The following is an 18696-nucleotide window of genomic DNA, read 5'->3' as shown; positions in this document are numbered from 1 at the left end:
GGATTCACCTCCAAAAGTATAAAAAGCCTTATTCATTTGTGTTGAGCTAGCTATCCGTATAGAACAGGTAGTCTATCGAGAATATTCATTACAGCATCACTTGGCTTTAATTGAGTAACTTGATCCATTTGCAATATCGCCTTCCCAATTGGACTACCCCCTCTCTTGTTATATTCCTATGATTATATCATGTTCTTACCCCAAGCATACAGTAGCAGGTAATGGTTCTTATTTTGTCCACATTTTTGGTGATTATTGCAAAAAAGACCTCTTTACGAAAAAGAGGTCTTTGTCTATAAAATATGAATAAAATCAATCATTTAAATAGAGATAGAAATATATCAATAAAAGTAGATGAGTTCTCCTCAATTAGACTCTATAAAGGTCTTAACGATTACAGACTCGGAGAAACCATAATTTTTACTTGGTTTTTTTCTTTTAGCAATGCTTCAAATCCTTGTTCTACAATTTCATTTAAAGCGATACGTTTGGTGACTAATTTCTCAGAAGAGAAGTAGCCTTGACTCATTAAGCTAATCACCGCAGGGAAAACATCACGGTAACCGATAATACCTGTAATATTGCGCTCTTGCATGACGATCTGGTTTGGATGAATTGGAGCTTCTTTTTCAAAAATACTAACGATCATAATTTGTCCGCTCAGCTTCGTGGATTGAATCGCCTGTGTTAATACAACAGGTACACCTGTTACTTCATAAGCGACATCAGCTCCACCATTGGTTAGACGGTGAATTTCAGCAACCACATCTACTTCAGCAGGATTTAGACCAATAGCGCCTAGAGATTCAGCTGTTTGTCGACGTTCTTCTGATAATTCAACAGCATAGATTTCTGCTGCACCGGATGCTTTAAGTGCTTCGATCACTAACAATCCAATTGGACCTGCACCGAATACTACAGCACGATCACCGACTTTTAATTGACTTTGGCGTACAGCATATAGAGCTACAGCCGAAGGTTCAACAAGAGCACCTTGCTCATAAGACACACTATCTGGAATTTTGTGAACCATATGTTCATCAGCAGCGACATATTCGGAGAAACCACCGCCACCACCAGCAAGACCTAAGAATCCCATATGTTCGCACAGATTATATTTACCTTGCTTACAAGCTGTACATTTACCACATGCAAAAATAGGCTCTACGACCACACGGTCACCAGCCTTCACTTTGGTTACACCTTCGCCCACTTCAACTACTTGTCCGGAAAATTCATGTCCCATAACGACAGGGGCTTGTTCATGAGTTAATGGATGATTTGTTCCTTGAGAAATAAAGATAGGACCTGCTGCGTATTCATGCAAATCACTACCACAAATACCACACCACTCAATTTTGATTTTTACTTTGCCTGCGGATGCTTGAGGTTCTTCGATCGTTTCTACTCTTAAGTCTTTAACACCATGCCAACGCAATGCTTGCATTTCTGTCATCTCCCTAGTCTGAATATATCATTTTAAAGTTAATTATAAAATATTTTAGGAAACGTTTCCGAAAATTATAATGTCACATTATTGACATAAAGTCAAATGGTTTAGCGATAAAAAGTGATGATAATCATTGAAAAAATAGATTCTTTTTTCATAAGAATAATCTTTATATGAGATTATATTAGATCAAAAGGAGAGTTCAATAACGAAATAGAATCATGCGGATAATGCATTATCCCTTGATACAGCTTGTAGATCAGACTGCATGATATAATTGATGTAACTAATGAAAAATTTCAAAAGAGTATGGAAACGATTCCGGTAAGGAAGGACGATCTAAAGATGACTTCAAAAAAAGTAACGATAGAAGATGTAGCCAAGCAAGCGGGAGTCGGCATTGCTACCGTATCGCGGGCATTAAATAACAGTACAGGGATCAGTCAAGCGACTAGAGCACGGGTACTACAGATTATTGATGAAATGGGTTTTACACCGAATACGTCTGCCCAAAGTCTCAAAATTCGTCAGACCCGTCAGATTGCACTTGCAGTACCCGATATTCGTAACGCTATTATTCCTGATATCGCATGGGCAGTTGAACAAGCGGCAAAGCAACATGGATATCGTGTGGTACAGATCAATACACTTGGAAATGCCAGACTGGAACTGGAAACGTTACGTGACATCAAAAAGCTTCATGTAGATGGGTTAGTGATGATGCCACTCGCTTATCCCAAATCACTGGAAAGTCTTATTAATCGTGCAGGTATCCCGATATCGGTTATTAATTATAGTAAAAAGCTAAGCTCTGATCTCAAAGCCGATATTGTGGGTCTTGCCAAGCAAGAAGGCAAGTTAGTGATGGAGCATCTGATTCAGATTGGACGTACTCGAATTGCTTATGCAGGTGCACCCAAAGACAAGATTGAAGAACGTTATCTTGCTTATGAACAATCTGTGGGGCAGGTCGATGCTTCACTTGTTTATTTTGGCGAAGATTTCACCTTTGAGACGGGACGGCAAGCAGCGAATTATTTTTATCATCTCAAACACATGCCTGATGCAATCTATGCTGTAAATGATATGGTAGCGATCGGTATTGTGAATCGTTTCAAAGAATTAGGAGTGCGCGTTCCTGAAGATATCGCTATTGTAGGAATCGATAATAATTTATGGACAACGATCACGACTCCGCAGATCAGTTCAGTCTCGATTATGGGCAATGAAGTAGGAAGATTAGCCGCAGAACTATTACTCAAACGTATTCAGTCACCTGATAGAACTGAATATGAACGTGTCGAATTTGAACCCCGTTTAATTGTGCGTGAATCCAGTGTAGCGTCGCATCATTATTCTCATATCAACAAATCTAGTGATGTATAAATTTATTTTGGTTACTTGACGAAACTTTATATTTTAAATATACTAACTTACATAAAGTAAATAAATGAATTTGTGCTTAAGATAACAAATTATTTTATTTTGCTGAATGTAATATGAATTGCATACGTTATTGATTATGATGAATAAAGCAAGTTGATTACAGATCAAAAAATAATGTGAGATACGATGGAGGTTGCGCTTATGAAATTTCTAGTTACTGGAGCTACAGGTCAATTAGGTTCACTGGTTATTGAGCAATTATTAAAAACGGTTCCTGCTAGTGATGTCGTTGCAAGTGTACGTGATCCGAAAAAAGCAGAGCATTTAAGCGCTCAAGGTGTAGAAGTAAGAGAAGGCGATTTTGCTCGTCCAGAGACATTATCTTCCGCATTTGCAGGTATCGATAAATTATTGATGATCTCAACTTCGCCGGGTAATCGTGTAGCAGAGCAACAAGCTGCAATCGATGCCGCTAAAGCCGCAGGTGTTAGCTTTATCGCATATACCAGTGCACCGAATGCTCAAGAAAGTACATTCTTTTTAACAGAAGATCATCGTCAAACTGAAAATGCGCTAATCGCTTCAGGTATCACCTATGCTATTCTACGCAATAACTGGTATTTGGAAAATGAGATGGGTACGATTCAAGCTGCATTACAAGGGGCTCCGTGGTTAACATCTGCTGGAACCGGTAAAGTAGGCTGGGCGATCCGTCGTGATTATGCAGAAGCAGCAGCTAATGTGTTAACTCATGAAGGTCACAATAATAAAGTCTATGAATTGTCAGGTCCATTATTAACACAAGAAGAATTAGCAGCGATCTTAGCTGAAGTGAGTGGCAAAGATATTCCTGTTCAACAAGTGGATGATGCAACTTATGAACAAGTAATGAAAGAAGCTGGCGTACCTGTAGACGCTCTTCCATTTGTAGTTGGTATTCAGACGGCGATTCGTGAAGGTTCACTAGCTGTAGACAGTCAGGATTTCCAGAACGTATTGGGTCATCCGAATACACCACTTAGCGAAGGATTTCGTGATATTTTGAAGCAAAACTAATTTAAATAAATAATCGATTCCAACACATAAGTCTGCTGATACAGTGAATAATGCTGTAGAAGCAGGCTTATTTTTTGATAGCTATGATACAATACACAAAAAAGTAAGATGAGCTTAAAAGATACTAAAGTAGTCAAGCTTATACGAATGATCGTGAGGGAAATCGTGATGTCTGGTAAAAAGCAGTGGATTGTACAATGGAAATCAACACAAGCGTTAACCCATCAATGGATGTCGATCGGGGAATATCATTCTTTTATACATCCAGCATTCATTCTTATTATAGATGGACAGGCCATCTGGAAAATCAACGGTGAACGTGTTCAAGTGTCATTCGGTCAATTAATTGCAGTAGAAGCATACTCGTTGATCGAAGTGCTTGAAGGAGGTCAACTTGATTTGTCAGGTTGGTGCCTTGAATTTAATACATATGGTATAGCAGATAATACCTCCACTTTGACTGAATACCTATGGTCTGTTCCTGTAGAAGGAACGTATCAGAAAGTACAATTAACAGGGGGAATACTAGCCAATATTAGCCAACATTTGAGTCAAGAAGAAGCAGATCAACAGTACGAATTATCTATTAAGCATCCCTATATGATCTATGAATTGCTTAATTATCTGTATATGGACAGGATGCATCAACCCGATGATCAACAGACATTGACTCAAGGAATCATACGTTCTGCTGAATATATGCAGACTCATTATGATCAAGTGATTACCCGTAAGCAGTTAGCAGAGATTGCAGGAGTAAGTCCTTGGTATTATTCACGTAAATTTAGTGAGCGATTCGGGAAGTCACCGTTAGAGTATCTAGCTTCTTTTCGTATGTATCGGGCGCAAGAACAACTGATCTTTACACAGATCAATTCACAAGATATTGCCAAAAAGTCGGGCTTTGAAGATACGCATTATTTTAGCCGCAGGTTTAAGCAGTTGGTTGGTGTTTCGCCAAGTCTATATGCTGACAGCTTGTCATCACGCAGAATAGTCTGTCTTTCTTCTACCTGTGCAGACATTATGATTCACCTTGGTATAATCCCTTATGCGGTGATTGTTACTCCGATTCTTTTGGCTCCCCATCAGTTCAAGCAATTCGAAGCCCATGCTGTGAAAATGGTAGAGATCGCGCAGTATGAGCAAGATATTGGGCAGATTCAGCAATTAGAACCTGAATTGTTGGTTGGCAATGTCTGGTCTGAAGAGGTGAGACAACAGTTACGTGCTATTGCCCCTTTGATTACAAGCTTGAGTATAGATGTAATGACATTACTGGAACAATTATCGTCTGTATTTAACAAGCAGACAGAAGCTCAGCAACTTCAAATCCAGTTAGAACAAGAAATAACTATCGCCAAACAAGCGCTACAACCGATCATTAACGCCAAAGCGACTATTATGGTTTTACGAGTAGAACCGTTTGGATATCGTTATCTTGGTGTAGATGCAGTGGGGATTGCCCGATTATTGTATCATCAGTTGGATTTGAGTGCGCCAGAGGTATTACAAGAAGGTAAAGCATGGTTCAATCCGTGTACATTCGATCTGTTGCTATCAGCCAATCCTGATTATCTTTTTATAGAAAAAAGAATTATAGAGCAGTTCAGTACAGAAGAGAGCATGAACAAATTAATAGACAGTGATGTGTGGCAACAGTTAAAAGCTGTTCAGCAACAGCAAGTATTTGATATGGATACTCGATTGTGGGTAGAAGGACGCGGAATCCAAGGATACACGATGATTTTGGATGAAATAACGACTCATCTTAATCCTACTTTTAAAAATAGTGCACAATAATTCAAATCAATACGCACGATTCCCCATGTTAGGAAGAGTTGTTGTCTGATACTATATGATAATAATAATCATTATCATATGAGGAGAGATACATTTATGTCGCGTCGTTTGTTAAGTTGGGGAATAATCTTGATGGCATTTAGCGTGTTGATGTCCGCTTGTTCTAGCGGTTCGAATAAAGAAGCAAACACAGCAACAGCTACTGAACAAGCTACAGCAACCAAAGTAGTAAAAGATTATTTTGGAGAAGTCACTATTCCTGAAAAGCCTAAAAATGTACTGGTGCTTAGCTCGATCTATGCAGAGTATTTGATTGAAATGGGTGTTCCACCACAGATGGTGATTTTTGTACCGGAAGTAGAACCGGATTATCGTGCTCCTTATTTTGAAAAAAATGGGATTCAAATGATTGAAGCCGAGCAGTATCAATATAATTATGAACAATTGCTATCATTGTCTCCTGATCTGATCGTAGGGATTGGAGTAGGTATGGAACCCGGAACGTACGAAGAGTTATCTAAAATTGCACCAACAGTAGCGATCAATGCAGATAGTGAAATGAAAACGGCTATGCCTGAATTAGCTAGTATTTTTGATAAAACAGAAACGTCCAAACAAGTACTAGCAGCATTCGATGCCAAAGCCAAGCAAGCTAGAGAACAGATTCAGCAAGCCATTGGCGACAAAACAGTATTGATTCTACGTGTAGAGTCAGAGCGTTATCGTGTGATGGGACCCAAAGCGGCGAATAGTAGTGCATTCTTTTATCAGACATTAGGTCTACATAGCCCTGAAGCGATCAAAGACTCTACCGATTGGTTCTCTCCTATATCACTGGAAGCTTTACCTGATATGAATCCCGATTATATTTTTGTCGAAGATCGTATTTTGAAAGATCACGATAATACCGAATCAATGAAAAAGTTGAAAGAAAATAAAGTATGGGCAAGTCTGACAGCTGTCAAAAATGATCATGTATTCCCGCTCAAAACCAGTGACTTTGTTCATGGAGTAGGACCTGTCGGTTCTGTGTTATTGATGAATAACGTCGTCGAAAAGTTGGTGAAATAAGATGAATCCTATCGAACAGTTTGATATTTATGATATCACCATCATTGGCGGCGGCCCTGCGGGGATGTATGCTTCTTTCTATAGTGGAATGCGAGCAATGCGTACTAAGATTATCGAAGCCAAACATGAACTCGGTGGCTTTATGCGTACCTATCCTGAAAAATTAGTATGGGATGTAGGCGGCATTGATCCAACTCGTTGCGAGAACATTATTGATTCGCTTGAAAGACAAGCCAAAACATTTGAACCCACTATTGTATTTGGTCAGGAAGTGGCTCACTTGGAACGGCTTGAAGATGGAGTACTCATGCTTACTTCCAAAACAGGTGAACGTCATTATACACGGACTATTGTGTTGTGTATTGGTAGAGGGATGACTCAGATTCAGAAGCTAGATATTCAAGGCGCCAATCAATATGAGCTGACCAATCTACACTATACAGTAACCGATCTTTCTCGATTTGCGGGTAAACGCGTACTGATCTCTGGTGGTGGAGATTCAGCAGTCGATTGGGCAAATGAATTCGCAGGGTTAGCCAAAGAAGTCACTGTTGTGCATCGACGAGATGAATTTGGAGGACATGAACAACCTGTTGCACAAATGAAATCTTTTGCTAAGGTATGCACACCTTATCGTATAGATCATCTACATGGTGCACAAGATAAAATAGATAGTGTGGAAATTGCGCATATGCATACGGATGAGCGACAACATATTGAAGTCGATGAAGTCATCGTCAATCACGGATACGATCGTAACTTTGGTAATCTGATGGAATGGGGTCTAGAGCGGGAAGATTACGGTGTGTCGGTAGATCCACGTATGCGTACCAACATTCAAGGCGTGTTTGGTGCAGGAGATTGTATCACGTATGGAAGCAAAGTGAGACTGATCGCAGGCGCATTTAACGATGCTGTGCTTGCAGTAAATGCAGCCAAATTGTATCTAGAACCGGATGCTTCTCATATGGCAGGAGTCTCTTCTCACAATACACGTTTTTATGAAAAAAATAAAAATGTAAGTTCGTAAGTTAGCGCGTAGCAATTACAGTGTGATGATGGATGAAGAAGTGAGTATACCCAATAACGATAGACCCAAAATAGCATAGAACAATAATCTAAGTAATTATAAGCTAATTAGAAATAGAAGAAAATAAACGAGCTAATCTGTAACGACTATAGATTAGCTCGTTTTTTAGTGAGTAAAAAAAGTGAATATTAATTTCTTAATAGAGTCGAGATCGAATGAATGGATAGAAAAGAATCCTTATATCTTATTTGTGCACAAACAGCATGTTGAAAATGATAAAAGGACTGATATACTCAATAAAGAAATACATAATAAGGAGAATATATGCATAACATAAATCATTTACAATTAAATCCTACACAGAGATACGATGAGTTCGATCCTCAAAAAGATGGAAATAAAAATACAGAATTTATTGATTTTGTCATCGATGGTAAATCTCTTTATAACATGCTGAAAAAATATGATATGGTTCCTGTGTTAGGATGGGGTGGGAAAGAGCATCAAAAACAAATATTAGATTATTTGTTACTCAAACAGATGCATCCTTATCTATATTATAGATATCCGATATTGGTCTGTCCTTTGTGCGGGGATGAAGAATGTGGTTTTATATCTGTTCTCATAGAAAGAGAAGCAGACATGATCATATGGAGAGATTTTAAACTAGAGCCTGATAATAAAACTATACCTATAGGACCCTTTTATTTTGAATGGGAACAATATCAGAAATTAATAAGTAAGACTAAATAACAATATAATGATAGAAGTATTTACTCAGGAACATGTGAATATGGAAAGTTACATAGAATGGACAGAAATTGAAGAAGGTGATAATCGACCTACGATTCCAATAGGATATCCAAAATGCGAAAAGCATGATGTTTATTTAACCTGTCATGGGTGTGTGCTGTGTAATAGTGAAGTCTAAAGAATAGGAGAGTTTCTATGAAATTTATAATTTTATTTGGTCCGCAAGCAGTGGGGAAAATGACAGTCGGTCAGAGTCTTGTAGCTAAAACGAACTTTAAATTATTTCATAATCATATGTCGATTGATTTGGTGTCTAACTTTTTCGATTACGGTACGCCTGCTGGCAAGCGGTTGGTACAGGTCATCCGACAAGAGATATTTGAAGAAATATCCAAAAGTAATCTGGATGGACTGATTTTCACCTATGTATGGGCGTTTGATCTGCAAAGTGATTGGGATTATATAGAGAACATTTCTGATCTATTTCGATCTAGGGGTGCTGAAGTATATTATGTGGAACTTGAAGCAGATCTTGAAGAACGTAAGGTGCGAAATAAGACCGAGAATAGACTAATACATAAACCAACCAAACGAAATACCGAATGGTCTGAAAATGAGCTGATTGAAACAAATAAACTGTATCGACTCAACTCATTACCGGATGAGATACAAAAGCAACATTATTTACGGATCAATAATACTCATCTATCAGCAGATACGGTGGCAGACATGATTATAGAAAAGTTTAAACTAAAATAGGCTGTCTAGTTAAGGTAGCCTATTAAGACTAGTTCAGTTGATCTCCTAAGTCCTTAGCCTGCTCCATAAATTCTTGTTGATTAGCAGCCATTTGTTCATACATTTTGATAGTGTCATTATAAATAGCTTCATCTCCAGTTTTTAAGTAGCGTTTTAGATTATCTATAATTTGTTTACCTGTATAACCTATAACCAGTACATGATCGCGAAGAGCTATAACATCAGCTTGCAAATCAGTGTCCTTGATTTGAGGTGTAGTGATTAATGAAAGAGCGGATAATTTTTTCTCAATATTGTCTGAATAAGGTTGAATATTAGCCAGTATCTCATCTTCAGTCATTTCTTCAGATATATTAGCAGGTGTAGCAACTTCTTGCATTTGTTGACCTATATACTGTATACCTTGCGTATAAGTTATCAGATATTTTTTAATATCTTCTTTTTGCTGTTTAGACAAAGTGGTTTCTATTGTATTTTGTTGCTTATTTGTGTCTAGTGTTTTAGTTGTGCTCTCAGTAGTTGATGTAGAATCCGTACTTGAGTTAGTAACTTGTACATCTTCTTGTTGGTGAACACAGCCACAAAGGAGAATAATAACAGTAGCAGGTAATACTAACTTTTTAAATAACATGATTTCGCACATCCTATCATTTTTTATATTAATGTAATTAGTATTTAATAGAGTGAAATAGTTAAATATAACCAAATTCTTATCTATACTATCAAAGGATTAGGAATACAGCAATAAAAAATAGTATAAAAGAACTAATTTTAAATAAAAATTGAATAAATGATATAAGTTTTATATATCTACATCTATGGAGTTAGATATAAGCGAAATAATACAATGTATGGAATAAAAAAGAGGTGAAATTGATGGATCGGGTGATGGTGATAGGTTGTTCAGGTTCAGGAAAATCGACTCTTTCACAACAGCTTCATCAGGCATGGCAATTACCTGTTATTCATTTGGATCGTTATTATTGGAAAGCTAACTGGCAAGCGACAGAGTCTACAGAATGGGATCGGAAAGTAGAAGATTTTGCGTTAACAGATCGTTGGATTATAGACGGTAATTACTCCAGAACATTAGATATACGGATTAAGAGAGCTGATATCATTATCTTTTTGGATATGCCTAGATGGTTGTGTATGTATCGGATCATGAAGCGAAGAGTACAGTATCATGGCAAAACAAGACCTGATCTTAACGAAGATTGCCCGGAAAAAATCGATATCGAATTTATCAAATGGGTATGGAATTATAAAAAAAGAAATCGTGTGAGAACGTTAGAAAAGCTAGAACAGGTTGAAAAACATAAAAAAGTTATTATTATACGTCATCCGAAGCAGTTACAACAATTTATAAAGCAATTGCAAAATGATAAGAATGATCTGTTATAACCACAGAATCTGGAATATAAGTTGATTTTCCTTCTTAGCATTTCCCTGTTATAATTTGGATATACTACTGAATTGGGGGTCATACCGTGGCAATGTTGGTAGCAGTGCTAGATTGCTCGTTCACTACAAAGGCCTTACGCAAAGCCTAAACGGGGCGCATTTCTTTGTGTAGGGCGCGATAAGAACAAAGGATATCGCCCATGTTGTAACGTATTTTGGTATACGTAGGCTTTGCACCTTATGATTTGATGAATAATAATAAGGGGCTGAAAGCAATGCAAACACCATTTATCCAAAATTATCAATTGAATGTAATCAAAAAACAAGCAGATTTTCTTTTAAAAACAATGCGAAGTGTTGCCGATCGTAAAGTATTAGCAACCGTTAGAGAAACTGCTGTTATGAACGTTATAGAAGCTTTTGACGACTTGACCGCAGAGCAAAAAAGTCTTTTGGAACAGCTATCTACCTATGAAGCGACTCATGATCTGGAAAAGTATTTAGAACAACTGGATGCGTATGTGATTCCATTTCCAAAAGTGTCGCTCAAGCAGATTCAGAAGCTTTTCCCAAAAGCGAAAAAGCTCAAAACACCTAATCTAGAAGTAATCGATTATACACATACAACATATCTGAGATGGACAGATATTGCGACAAATCGTCTATATATTGTTTATCCGCATCAAGATCGGTTGGTCGGTATTGAGGGACAGATAACTTCGATGAATAAAAAAGGGTTTTGTATGTTCTGTAATCGACATCGTGAACTTGGATTTTTCAATGTGAAAATCAAAGCGAGTGGATCGCCGGATAATATAGCTTCTGTAGGTCAGTATATTTGTATCGATCATGAAGAGTGCAACCATAGTATTGCAGATACTGCTCCGTTGGAGAAGTTTATTTCTTCGGTAGGAAAATAATATTAATACCAGAAAAGGTCGCTCTTAGGAGCGGCTTTTTTTTATAATGTTAGTAAACAGAGATTATTGATATTAATAAATAATAAGATCGAAGTACATAAAAACTATCTAACTCAAAACTAAAACAAATAAATTTTAGAAGGAAATATTAAATATAATTGAGAATAAGTTAGTTCGAAGACAATGTATTGTCAAATACTTCATAGAAAGAGGAGAATGATATGAAAAAAATATGCACAGATTTTAATAATCCTAATCCATATCGAATAAGAATTCCTGATTTCGATATGGATTATTTTGAGCTTGTCGATGGAGAAAAAGTCATTTTATATGCTGAGGATATTCAGGTAGAAGCGAAAATTATGTATGATTCAGAGCAATCTTCTTGGTGTGGCGAGTTAACTAGTGAGTATATGGATGTTTCAAAAGATATTGAAGAAGCCAGAGACGATGGATTTATAAATGGGAAAGCATTTGGAATATGGAAAGAAAGAGCTGATTTGATGAGGAGAATGATAGAATTAAAAATAGATCCTCAAATCATTGCAGAGATAATCGGAGTATCGAAAGAAGAAATTTTAAGAAGATATGACTAAAAAGGAGAAAATACGTGATCTTAGAGTATTTCAATAGTTATGCCCAAAACACTGATTGCATACAACATTCTCCTCCTATAATGTATTGGAAAGACAGCAACTTTCTATATCTTTTATAGGAGGACAACCTGTATATAAAGAAGGATAAGAACATGTGAGCAGACGGCTAATTACTATTTCTATGTGTATATCAATTCGTGGATAAGATTACTTATGTTGTAGTCTGTACAAGCCTGATATCAGGCAGTTGTTGCTGGGTACGAGCCACATGACCGATACGGGCAGCAAGCTTGCGGAATGGGCCAAAGCTAGCGATCCGTATAAATGTCTGCATCGTGCCAACGCCGATTTTGGTTTGCGGATAAAAGAAATTTGGAGCACCTGGAGGTAAATGTTGCGCTTTATCTATAATCGGACGCATCCATTGCTCATACTTTTTGAGACAAATAGGTATGCCTCCTGCTTCATTAGATTCAGGTTGTGATAGAAATGCCGCCAGAACATATCCGCCAATCAATGCGAGTGACGATCCACCTCCACCGATAGGAGTGACACACCATGCTGCATCGCCGGTAACACATACTCTGCCTTCTGACCATGTAGACATCATAATTTGAGTAAGGTAATCAAAGTAAACATCTTGTGATGTAGCAAATCCGTCAATCACACGAGAATCTTCCCATCCTGCGCCTGCAAAAACCTTACTCAATTCTGTACGAGCCTGTTCCGAAGGAATAGCTGCCAGATTACGATCACGATCTTTAAAGGCGAGCATCGCACGTATCGTTCCCTGATTATCAGGACGAAGTGAAATTTGACGACCGCCTGTAGCTGTATACCAACGCCACCATCGGTCATCTCCAGCTTGTCGTTCAATCGTACCGTATGCTATGTTCAGACCCAATTCACGTCTAGATACACGATCTCCAAACACTTTATCCCGTGTTCTGGATCGTACCCCTTCAGCGATAATAAGTAAATCGTATATTTCTGTTTTGCCTGAATGCAGATCGATCTCAACATGTTCTTGGTGATCTACAATGTGTTCAATCCAGTCACCATAACGAACCTGAACTTGCGCTGGTAATGCATCCAAAACAATACGTGCCAAGTCGCCACGTAAGATTTCCAATTCAGCAGTCAGTCCATCTGAATCTTCTACCGGAAAAGCACCAACAGTTTGTCCTTTTTCATTTACAAATGCGGTTCCTTCTTCAGTCGTCGTTTGGTTGCGCACTTGATCTTCTAAGCCCATCATTTGAAGAACTTCGCGTGCAATCCCACGCACATCAACATTTTGCCCACCATCACGAAAAGTACTAGCACGCTCAATAACCGTAACTTCCCAACCAGCTTTGTTCAACCAGAATGCTGTACTAAGTCCAGCAATACTCGCACCTGAAATCAGTGCTTTTTGAACCGTCATGATGTTGCTCCTCTCGACGTGTAAATACGCCATTATGAATAACGTTGGAGTCATTAAAGACAATCATAAAAAAACCACAACTCACCCTTGATATAAAGTGGAGAGATGCAGTTAGATGTTCCTTACCCTCTGTGATTAGAAATTGAAACTGTGGATAAGATATATAGGTTGGTTTATTGTAAAATGATTAGCAAATATTCTTGAAATTATTGAAGTCTACCGTATCTTCTTAATCAAACAAACTGCTTGATAATGTTCTAAAGTATCTGGATAACTAAAATACTGAATCAAGGATGGAAGTGAATCTAGTAATGGCCAAATCAATCGTAACTTGCTGTAGTGTAGGTGTATATGAGCATGCGCTTAAAAGAGGTAATCAGTATATTGTCAATAATGAGAGTGATGATAAGTATAGAATAACTGGTAATCATGGCAGATTAGTTTGGATAGCTAAAGCTTATTTTATAGAGGGGAATATCACATTGCCCTATTTGAAAGAATGGAAAGTAGAAGATAATCCAGCAGAATTAGATTTTATAGAAGTTGATCTTATGTTTTCGGATGGTAGTAAGCGATGGTGTCTGATCACCACTCCTTCTAAACTTGCAGATTATTTTGAAAAGCAAATGTACCGTTTAGGTTTTAATATCAGGCATTTACTTATATTGAAAGAAATAAATTATGAAGCTATTGAAAAAACACTACGATATTTAGAAGCTCAAGATGAATTAACAGATGCCAGTAGAGCTTTAGAATAATAGTATACATAAGGAGATGATATTTTTGTTTAGAGATTCGAGTCATGCTTGGAATCCAACTTCTGAAGAAATTAGAAGTTGGGCTTATAGTAAAGAGAGTATTCCAGAGCAAGACTGGGAATTAGCAGTCAATAGTTTTGATCATATACCTATGATTTGTACTTTTATTGACGATGAGACATGTAATCGTGATCGCTTTTTTCTGAGTAGTCTTTATGTTTTTACTGGAGATGTTATTAGAGGTGCAAAGGTAGAAGAGATACAAAAACTTTCTATATTACTAAATAAAGTAGATAAGACTGCAAAGGCTAAAAAGTTAAAAGCTTGGATACAACGTTCAACACATCTTATACAATACCCTGAAGAATATAACCGTGATTATTGGGGTTTGGGAAGTAAGTATATTAAAATGAAATTTCTTTGCTGATCACCGTAGAGTCTGCAAGGGATTTTTGAGTTATATGCGAGCTTTTTTACTTATTTCTAATTTTCCTCATCATGAGAGCTCCTTCAAAAAGCATTTTCAAAATCTGGAAAGTCGACAAGGAGCTAATTTGCTTTCAGATTGCTGATTGATAATTTCATTTGCAGCCAAACGCGCAATAAGAGGTGCTAGCGTAATCGCAGCATGCATTGATGCTAGATAAAGACCTTTTATGCGGTTATCAAAGCCTACGATCGGATAACCGTCTTCAGGCATGGGTCTCAACCCAACTTTTATGCTTTCTAATTCTATTTGATCCCCATCTTTGAGGCTATGACGCAGCGTATCGAACGCTCGCTTACCAACTGCCTCAGGCCCATTTTCTAATGAATCGTCGATATAATCTTCAGCAGCTAATAGGATATGATCTGTCAGTTGACGTGCTTCAAATTTCGCATTCGAAATCAATGTATGGATATATTTATGGGATGTTTTCATCTGAATCAGAATAGAAGGTGACGATGTTACGGGTACATGAATTTCTAATGGGCTACACAGTTCAAGAATGCTTGTACCTGCTGCCAATACAACGATATCTGACTCTACAAAACCATTGGACGTGTGAACACCGATCAGTTGGGATGCGTCTTTTTCTAGCCCGGTCACCCGTGTGCTTAATAGAACTTTTGCTCCATATTCTTGCGCTTTGCCCAGTAAGAGTTTGGTTATTTCTATAGGATTAACTGCTCCTTCTTCACTAGCAAAAAACGCTTCATCGGGATATTCTTCTAAATTCGGTTCTAGTTCCATAAGTTGCGTACGATTTAATTTTTGAAAGCGATGCTGTTTAACAGGTGACGAAATGTCCCAAGTCAAAGCTCCGTTCCAATGGATATTCAGTTCTGGCAGTTCTTGCTGAAGTGTATGATATTCTTCCAAAGCCAAATCATATAAATGCTGGTATGGGGGAGCCACTTCATGAGTCGTATGTATCCAAGCAAAAGATTTTTCTGTCACTTCTTGTGCTGCGGCTGAATGCTGTTCAATCACGATTACATCTTGATTCCGTTTGGCGAGATGGTATGCCATAGAAGCTCCTACAATCCCTGCGCCAATAATGACGATTTTCGGTTTATTCAATAATAACGCCTCCTTTGCCCTCCATTGTAGCATAAGCCATATTCATCGGGCGTTATGACCATCCAATACCTAGCTTCTTTCAAATCATGTTCCAACTATAAAATCTATTCTTTCTTATAAGCCAGTATCCCTTAGGCTGTGATTAAAAGAAGCAGAAGGAATGACAGATGTGCAATTTACTGCATTTCCATTTTCAGGTCAAAATAAAGAAATAGTAGTATTCAGTCTGGAAACAGAAACAGCTAAAGGTTGGGAATCTGTATTTGTAACTACGTTTCAACCAAGTTCCAAAGTCCAAAAGCAACATATGACATTACCACGAAATGATTACAAAAAATTTCGAATTTTTATTTCAAGTATGAATCCGAATCTTGCCGTTTTGGGATATAAACAGTGGAGTAACTGAATCCTTCGTAGCTCCGTACGTATACTCATCTGAATCGATAACCACAATAATGGACAATGAATATGTAAGGGATTGATCGCGGTGTAGGATCAATCTCTTTTTGCTATTTTACAAAGCTTTTTCTGATTTTGATGACTTGTTCAATATTAGACTCCTAAGAAATGGATACAAAAGGAAACAAGAGTCCGTCTTTTATACAGAGTATTAAAAAAGTTCTTTCTAAAGGAGCCGACAATGTTAAAAAGACGCAAACTTATTCTCACCATAACACTACTGTATACGCTCTTTATTTTTTATTTTATGTTTTTTGCGTTCGGCAGAAGCGATTCTGAATCCGATAGTTATACATTTATCTTTGTACCCGATAATTTTTTGAAATTACCTAATCCATTAGACTTTTTGCATCCGACACTAATGGATATGGTGAGTCTAGGAAATATGGCGGCTTTTATTCCTTTTGGCATTTTAATTCCATTATTGTATTCGATAAAATTTATTCGATTCATTATCTTGTTTATATTTTCTATCCTTGTGCTTGAAACGATACAGGCTTTGACTTTACTTGGAAGCTTCGATATGGGCGATGTTTTGAAAAACTCAACTGGCGCAGTGATCGGGTTCGCAGCTTACAGCATTGGAATCCGTGCTAAAAACGTTCGACGAAGCGTTATCTCTATGGGCATTTCTATGGCTTTGCTATTGATCGTAACATGGGGAATTGGTGCTGGAATCGATAAAGCGGTTGCTAAAAATCCGGGATCATTTGTTGCTTTAAACGAATGGGAAAACAGCAGTGGAGTCACATCGAAAAAGACGAAATCGCTCCCCTTCAAAATAGGTGGACAAGAAATCACTCCTCAATTCAATGTATATGACACTAACGGTAAGAAATCAGAAACATATAGTTACAAGTTTAATGACAAAGAATTTTATTTTTATTTGCAATATGGAATTCCAGACCAAACCGATTTCCAAGGAAGTATAAGTGTGTCTGTAGACGGACGGCAAATCTTATCCTATTCCTCTGAATATCAAAAGCATAAGCCTGAGATATTCGAGTGGTATTTCGAACAAGCCGACGTGCTTACGATTACGTTAGAAGGAAACGAAAAGGCATGGGATATTGGATATCGAGAGATGAAGCATTTGTGGGAATAAGATCAATCGAATAGAAAAAGGAGCGATTCTAAGTCTTAATCTAGACTTGGAGTCGCTCCTTTTTGAATTTTTTAAATGTTATATATCTTCTCCAGTCGCCACCGGATTCTCCTTATAACTAATCCAGTCACTCCAACTTCCACTATACAACTTCACATTCTTATACCCAGCCTCTTTCAGCGCCAACACATTCGGACAAGCCGACACTCCAGAACCACAATACACAATAATCGACTGCTCTTTATCCAATCCTGCAAAATGCTTTTCCAACTGCTCTACATCGTCATACCGATCTTCTTCATCATGACGAGTATCTAACCAGAAATAATTCACCGCTCCTGGAATATGTCCCGCTTTGGGATCGATCGGTTCTTCAAGTCCCAGATACCGTTTGTTTTCACGAGAATCGATCAGTACAGGCAAAGAAATAGGATCTTGAGTCTGGACAGAAGGAGTCGTATCTGTAGAACCATAAGCTTGAGACACCTGACGAACTTCTTCGATATCTGCTAACATATCAGGCTGTACAGTTGCGACAAATGTGGTTGGAATCACAACAGGTTGATCGCTAGTCACAGGATACTTCGCATTTTTCCAAGTGGTAAATCCTTCGTTCAATACATACACTTGCTGATGCCCTACATAGTGAAGCATCCACCATAATCTGGCGGCATTGATTCCTTTGTTATCATCATAGATCACGACACGACTATTTGGATTGATTCCTGCTTTGCCAAGTGTAAGTGCTAATTGATCGACATCAGGTAATGGATGACGACCACCATGTGCTGTTACTGGAGCCGATAAATCTTTTTCCAGATCGAGATAGACCGCACCCGGTATATGTTCTGCTTCATAAGCCGCCGCACCCGCAGGTTTGTCATTTAACCAGAAGCGACAATCTACAGTGACGATATCAGGTTCGTACAAGCGAGCAAGTAACCATTTCATTGATACTATATTTTGCATTATATGTATCTCCTTTTATAAATAATATCTTTTTGTATAGTGTACATGATATTGCAGCAGGTATCTATTTGGAATTCGTAAAGACGTTTAACAAACTTAATATAAATAACAAACATAGCGTTAACAAAATTACCGTAAGATGTGGAAAGTACATAGATGCACAATTGTTGAGGAGGATTTACATTAT

At 37.8% G+C, this 18696-nt stretch carries 19 protein-coding genes; 14 read left to right on the top strand and 5 right to left on the bottom strand.

What is annotated here, in order from left to right; all coding sequences use genetic code 11:
* Nucleotides 1-394: 394 nt before the first annotated feature.
* Nucleotides 395-1447 (bottom strand): 2,3-butanediol dehydrogenase, encoded by a 1053-nt coding sequence (locus tag PO903_RS21360; RefSeq protein ID WP_069328396.1) that lies wholly within the window; start codon nt 1445-1447, stop codon nt 395-397.
* A 348-nt stretch (nt 1448-1795) separates the two neighbouring features.
* Here PO903_RS21360 and PO903_RS21355 point away from each other — a divergent pair, with 348 nt between their 5' ends.
* From PO903_RS21355 to PO903_RS21325, 7 genes are all read left to right on the top strand, one after another.
* Complete coding sequence (locus PO903_RS21355; protein WP_069328395.1) at nt 1796-2836, top strand: LacI family DNA-binding transcriptional regulator; 1041 nt, start codon at nt 1796-1798, stop codon at nt 2834-2836.
* Nucleotides 2837-3037: 201 nt separating this feature from the next.
* Nucleotides 3038-3892 (top strand): SDR family oxidoreductase, encoded by an 855-nt coding sequence (locus tag PO903_RS21350; RefSeq protein ID WP_273594508.1) that lies wholly within the window; start codon nt 3038-3040, stop codon nt 3890-3892.
* Nucleotides 3893-4060: 168 nt separating this feature from the next.
* Nucleotides 4061-5695 carry a helix-turn-helix domain-containing protein gene (locus tag PO903_RS21345; RefSeq protein WP_273594507.1) on the top strand — a complete coding sequence of 545 codons (1635 nt, stop codon included), beginning with the start codon at nt 4061-4063 and terminating at the stop codon, nt 5693-5695.
* A 96-nt stretch (nt 5696-5791) separates the two neighbouring features.
* A complete protein-coding gene (locus PO903_RS21340) occupies nt 5792-6766 on the top strand; it encodes an ABC transporter substrate-binding protein (RefSeq protein WP_273594506.1) in 975 nt (324 codons plus the stop codon).
* A gap of 1 nt (nt 6767) precedes the next feature.
* Nucleotides 6768-7796, top strand: a complete 1029-nt coding sequence (locus tag PO903_RS21335; protein ID WP_273594505.1) for an NAD(P)/FAD-dependent oxidoreductase — start codon at nt 6768-6770, stop codon at nt 7794-7796.
* Nucleotides 7797-8120: 324 nt separating this feature from the next.
* The gene (locus PO903_RS21330) at nt 8121-8549 is read left to right on the top strand and encodes an oxidoreductase (protein WP_273594504.1); all 429 of its coding nucleotides are present in this window, start codon (nt 8121-8123) and stop codon (nt 8547-8549) included.
* 195 nt (nt 8550-8744) lie between these two features.
* Nucleotides 8745-9308, top strand: a complete 564-nt coding sequence (locus PO903_RS21325) for an ATP-binding protein (protein ID WP_273594503.1) — start codon at nt 8745-8747, stop codon at nt 9306-9308.
* Nucleotides 9309-9336: 28 nt separating this feature from the next.
* Here the strand turns inward: PO903_RS21325 and PO903_RS21320 are convergent, their stop codons facing one another.
* Entirely contained in the window at nt 9337-9939 is a 603-nt protein-coding gene (locus PO903_RS21320) for a hypothetical protein (protein WP_273594502.1), read from the bottom strand.
* A 245-nt stretch (nt 9940-10184) separates the two neighbouring features.
* On the opposite strand from PO903_RS21320, the gene PO903_RS21315 reads away from it, so the two are divergent.
* From PO903_RS21315 to PO903_RS21305, 3 genes are all read left to right on the top strand, one after another.
* Nucleotides 10185-10712, top strand: a complete 528-nt coding sequence (locus tag PO903_RS21315) for a DNA topology modulation protein (protein WP_273594501.1) — start codon at nt 10185-10187, stop codon at nt 10710-10712.
* 275 nt (nt 10713-10987) lie between these two features.
* Nucleotides 10988-11632 carry a FusB/FusC family EF-G-binding protein gene (locus PO903_RS21310; protein WP_273594500.1) on the top strand — a complete coding sequence of 215 codons (645 nt, stop codon included), beginning with the start codon at nt 10988-10990 and terminating at the stop codon, nt 11630-11632.
* A 221-nt stretch (nt 11633-11853) separates the two neighbouring features.
* Nucleotides 11854-12228, top strand: coding sequence for a hypothetical protein (locus PO903_RS21305; protein WP_273594499.1), 375 nt, complete (start codon nt 11854-11856; stop codon nt 12226-12228).
* A 211-nt stretch (nt 12229-12439) separates the two neighbouring features.
* On the opposite strand, the gene PO903_RS21300 is transcribed toward PO903_RS21305, so the two are convergent.
* A complete protein-coding gene (locus PO903_RS21300) occupies nt 12440-13654 on the bottom strand; it encodes an FAD-dependent monooxygenase (RefSeq protein ID WP_273594498.1) in 1215 nt (404 codons plus the stop codon).
* 311 nt (nt 13655-13965) lie between these two features.
* Between PO903_RS21300 and PO903_RS21295 the strand changes: the two genes are divergently transcribed.
* Both PO903_RS21295 and PO903_RS21290 read left to right on the top strand, forming a co-directional pair.
* On the top strand, nt 13966-14412 hold the full coding sequence (locus tag PO903_RS21295) for a hypothetical protein (RefSeq protein WP_273594497.1): 447 nt from the start codon (nt 13966-13968) through the stop codon (nt 14410-14412).
* Nucleotides 14413-14437: 25 nt separating this feature from the next.
* Entirely contained in the window at nt 14438-14839 is a 402-nt protein-coding gene (locus tag PO903_RS21290) for a hypothetical protein (protein ID WP_273594496.1), read from the top strand.
* A gap of 96 nt (nt 14840-14935) precedes the next feature.
* Here PO903_RS21290 and PO903_RS21285 read toward each other — a convergent pair whose 3' ends face one another.
* Nucleotides 14936-15976, bottom strand: a complete 1041-nt coding sequence (locus PO903_RS21285; protein WP_273594495.1) for an NAD(P)/FAD-dependent oxidoreductase — start codon at nt 15974-15976, stop codon at nt 14936-14938.
* A gap of 160 nt (nt 15977-16136) precedes the next feature.
* Between PO903_RS21285 and PO903_RS21280 the strand changes: the two genes are divergently transcribed.
* Nucleotides 16137-16382: a hypothetical protein gene (locus PO903_RS21280; RefSeq protein ID WP_273594494.1), complete on the top strand. Its 246-nt coding sequence runs from the start codon at nt 16137-16139 to the stop codon at nt 16380-16382.
* Between the two features lie 234 nt (nt 16383-16616).
* Nucleotides 16617-17540: a VanZ family protein gene (locus tag PO903_RS21275; RefSeq protein WP_273594493.1), complete on the top strand. Its 924-nt coding sequence runs from the start codon at nt 16617-16619 to the stop codon at nt 17538-17540.
* Nucleotides 17541-17618: 78 nt separating this feature from the next.
* Here PO903_RS21275 and PO903_RS21270 read toward each other — a convergent pair whose 3' ends face one another.
* Nucleotides 17619-18509, bottom strand: a complete 891-nt coding sequence (locus PO903_RS21270; RefSeq protein ID WP_273594492.1) for a sulfurtransferase — start codon at nt 18507-18509, stop codon at nt 17619-17621.
* Nucleotides 18510-18696 lie beyond the last annotated feature (187 nt).

The organism is Paenibacillus sp. PK4536 (assembly GCF_028594455.2).
GTDB classification, from domain to species: domain Bacteria; phylum Bacillota; class Bacilli; order Paenibacillales; family Paenibacillaceae; genus Saccharibacillus; species Saccharibacillus nuruki.
Note: the sequence above shows the minus strand (reverse complement) of the source record. Positions and strands in the feature narration are given on the sequence as shown.

Coding starts and splice junctions, on each gene's coding strand:
- PO903_RS21360 (WP_069328396.1), bottom strand. CDS start 1,447: ATGCAAGCATTGCGTTGGCATGGTGTTAAAGACTTAAGAGTAGAAACG.
- PO903_RS21355 (WP_069328395.1), top strand. CDS start 1,796: ATGACTTCAAAAAAAGTAACGATAGAAGATGTAGCCAAGCAAGCGGGA.
- PO903_RS21350 (WP_273594508.1), top strand. CDS start 3,038: ATGAAATTTCTAGTTACTGGAGCTACAGGTCAATTAGGTTCACTGGTT.
- PO903_RS21345 (WP_273594507.1), top strand. CDS start 4,061: ATGTCTGGTAAAAAGCAGTGGATTGTACAATGGAAATCAACACAAGCG.
- PO903_RS21340 (WP_273594506.1), top strand. CDS start 5,792: ATGTCGCGTCGTTTGTTAAGTTGGGGAATAATCTTGATGGCATTTAGC.
- PO903_RS21335 (WP_273594505.1), top strand. CDS start 6,768: ATGAATCCTATCGAACAGTTTGATATTTATGATATCACCATCATTGGC.
- PO903_RS21330 (WP_273594504.1), top strand. CDS start 8,121: ATGCATAACATAAATCATTTACAATTAAATCCTACACAGAGATACGAT.
- PO903_RS21325 (WP_273594503.1), top strand. CDS start 8,745: ATGAAATTTATAATTTTATTTGGTCCGCAAGCAGTGGGGAAAATGACA.
- PO903_RS21320 (WP_273594502.1), bottom strand. CDS start 9,939: ATGTTATTTAAAAAGTTAGTATTACCTGCTACTGTTATTATTCTCCTT.
- PO903_RS21315 (WP_273594501.1), top strand. CDS start 10,185: ATGGATCGGGTGATGGTGATAGGTTGTTCAGGTTCAGGAAAATCGACT.
- PO903_RS21310 (WP_273594500.1), top strand. CDS start 10,988: ATGCAAACACCATTTATCCAAAATTATCAATTGAATGTAATCAAAAAA.
- PO903_RS21305 (WP_273594499.1), top strand. CDS start 11,854: ATGAAAAAAATATGCACAGATTTTAATAATCCTAATCCATATCGAATA.
- PO903_RS21300 (WP_273594498.1), bottom strand. CDS start 13,654: ATGACGGTTCAAAAAGCACTGATTTCAGGTGCGAGTATTGCTGGACTT.
- PO903_RS21295 (WP_273594497.1), top strand. CDS start 13,966: ATGGCCAAATCAATCGTAACTTGCTGTAGTGTAGGTGTATATGAGCAT.
- PO903_RS21280 (WP_273594494.1), top strand. CDS start 16,137: ATGACAGATGTGCAATTTACTGCATTTCCATTTTCAGGTCAAAATAAA.
- PO903_RS21275 (WP_273594493.1), top strand. CDS start 16,617: ATGTTAAAAAGACGCAAACTTATTCTCACCATAACACTACTGTATACG.
- PO903_RS21270 (WP_273594492.1), bottom strand. CDS start 18,509: ATGCAAAATATAGTATCAATGAAATGGTTACTTGCTCGCTTGTACGAA.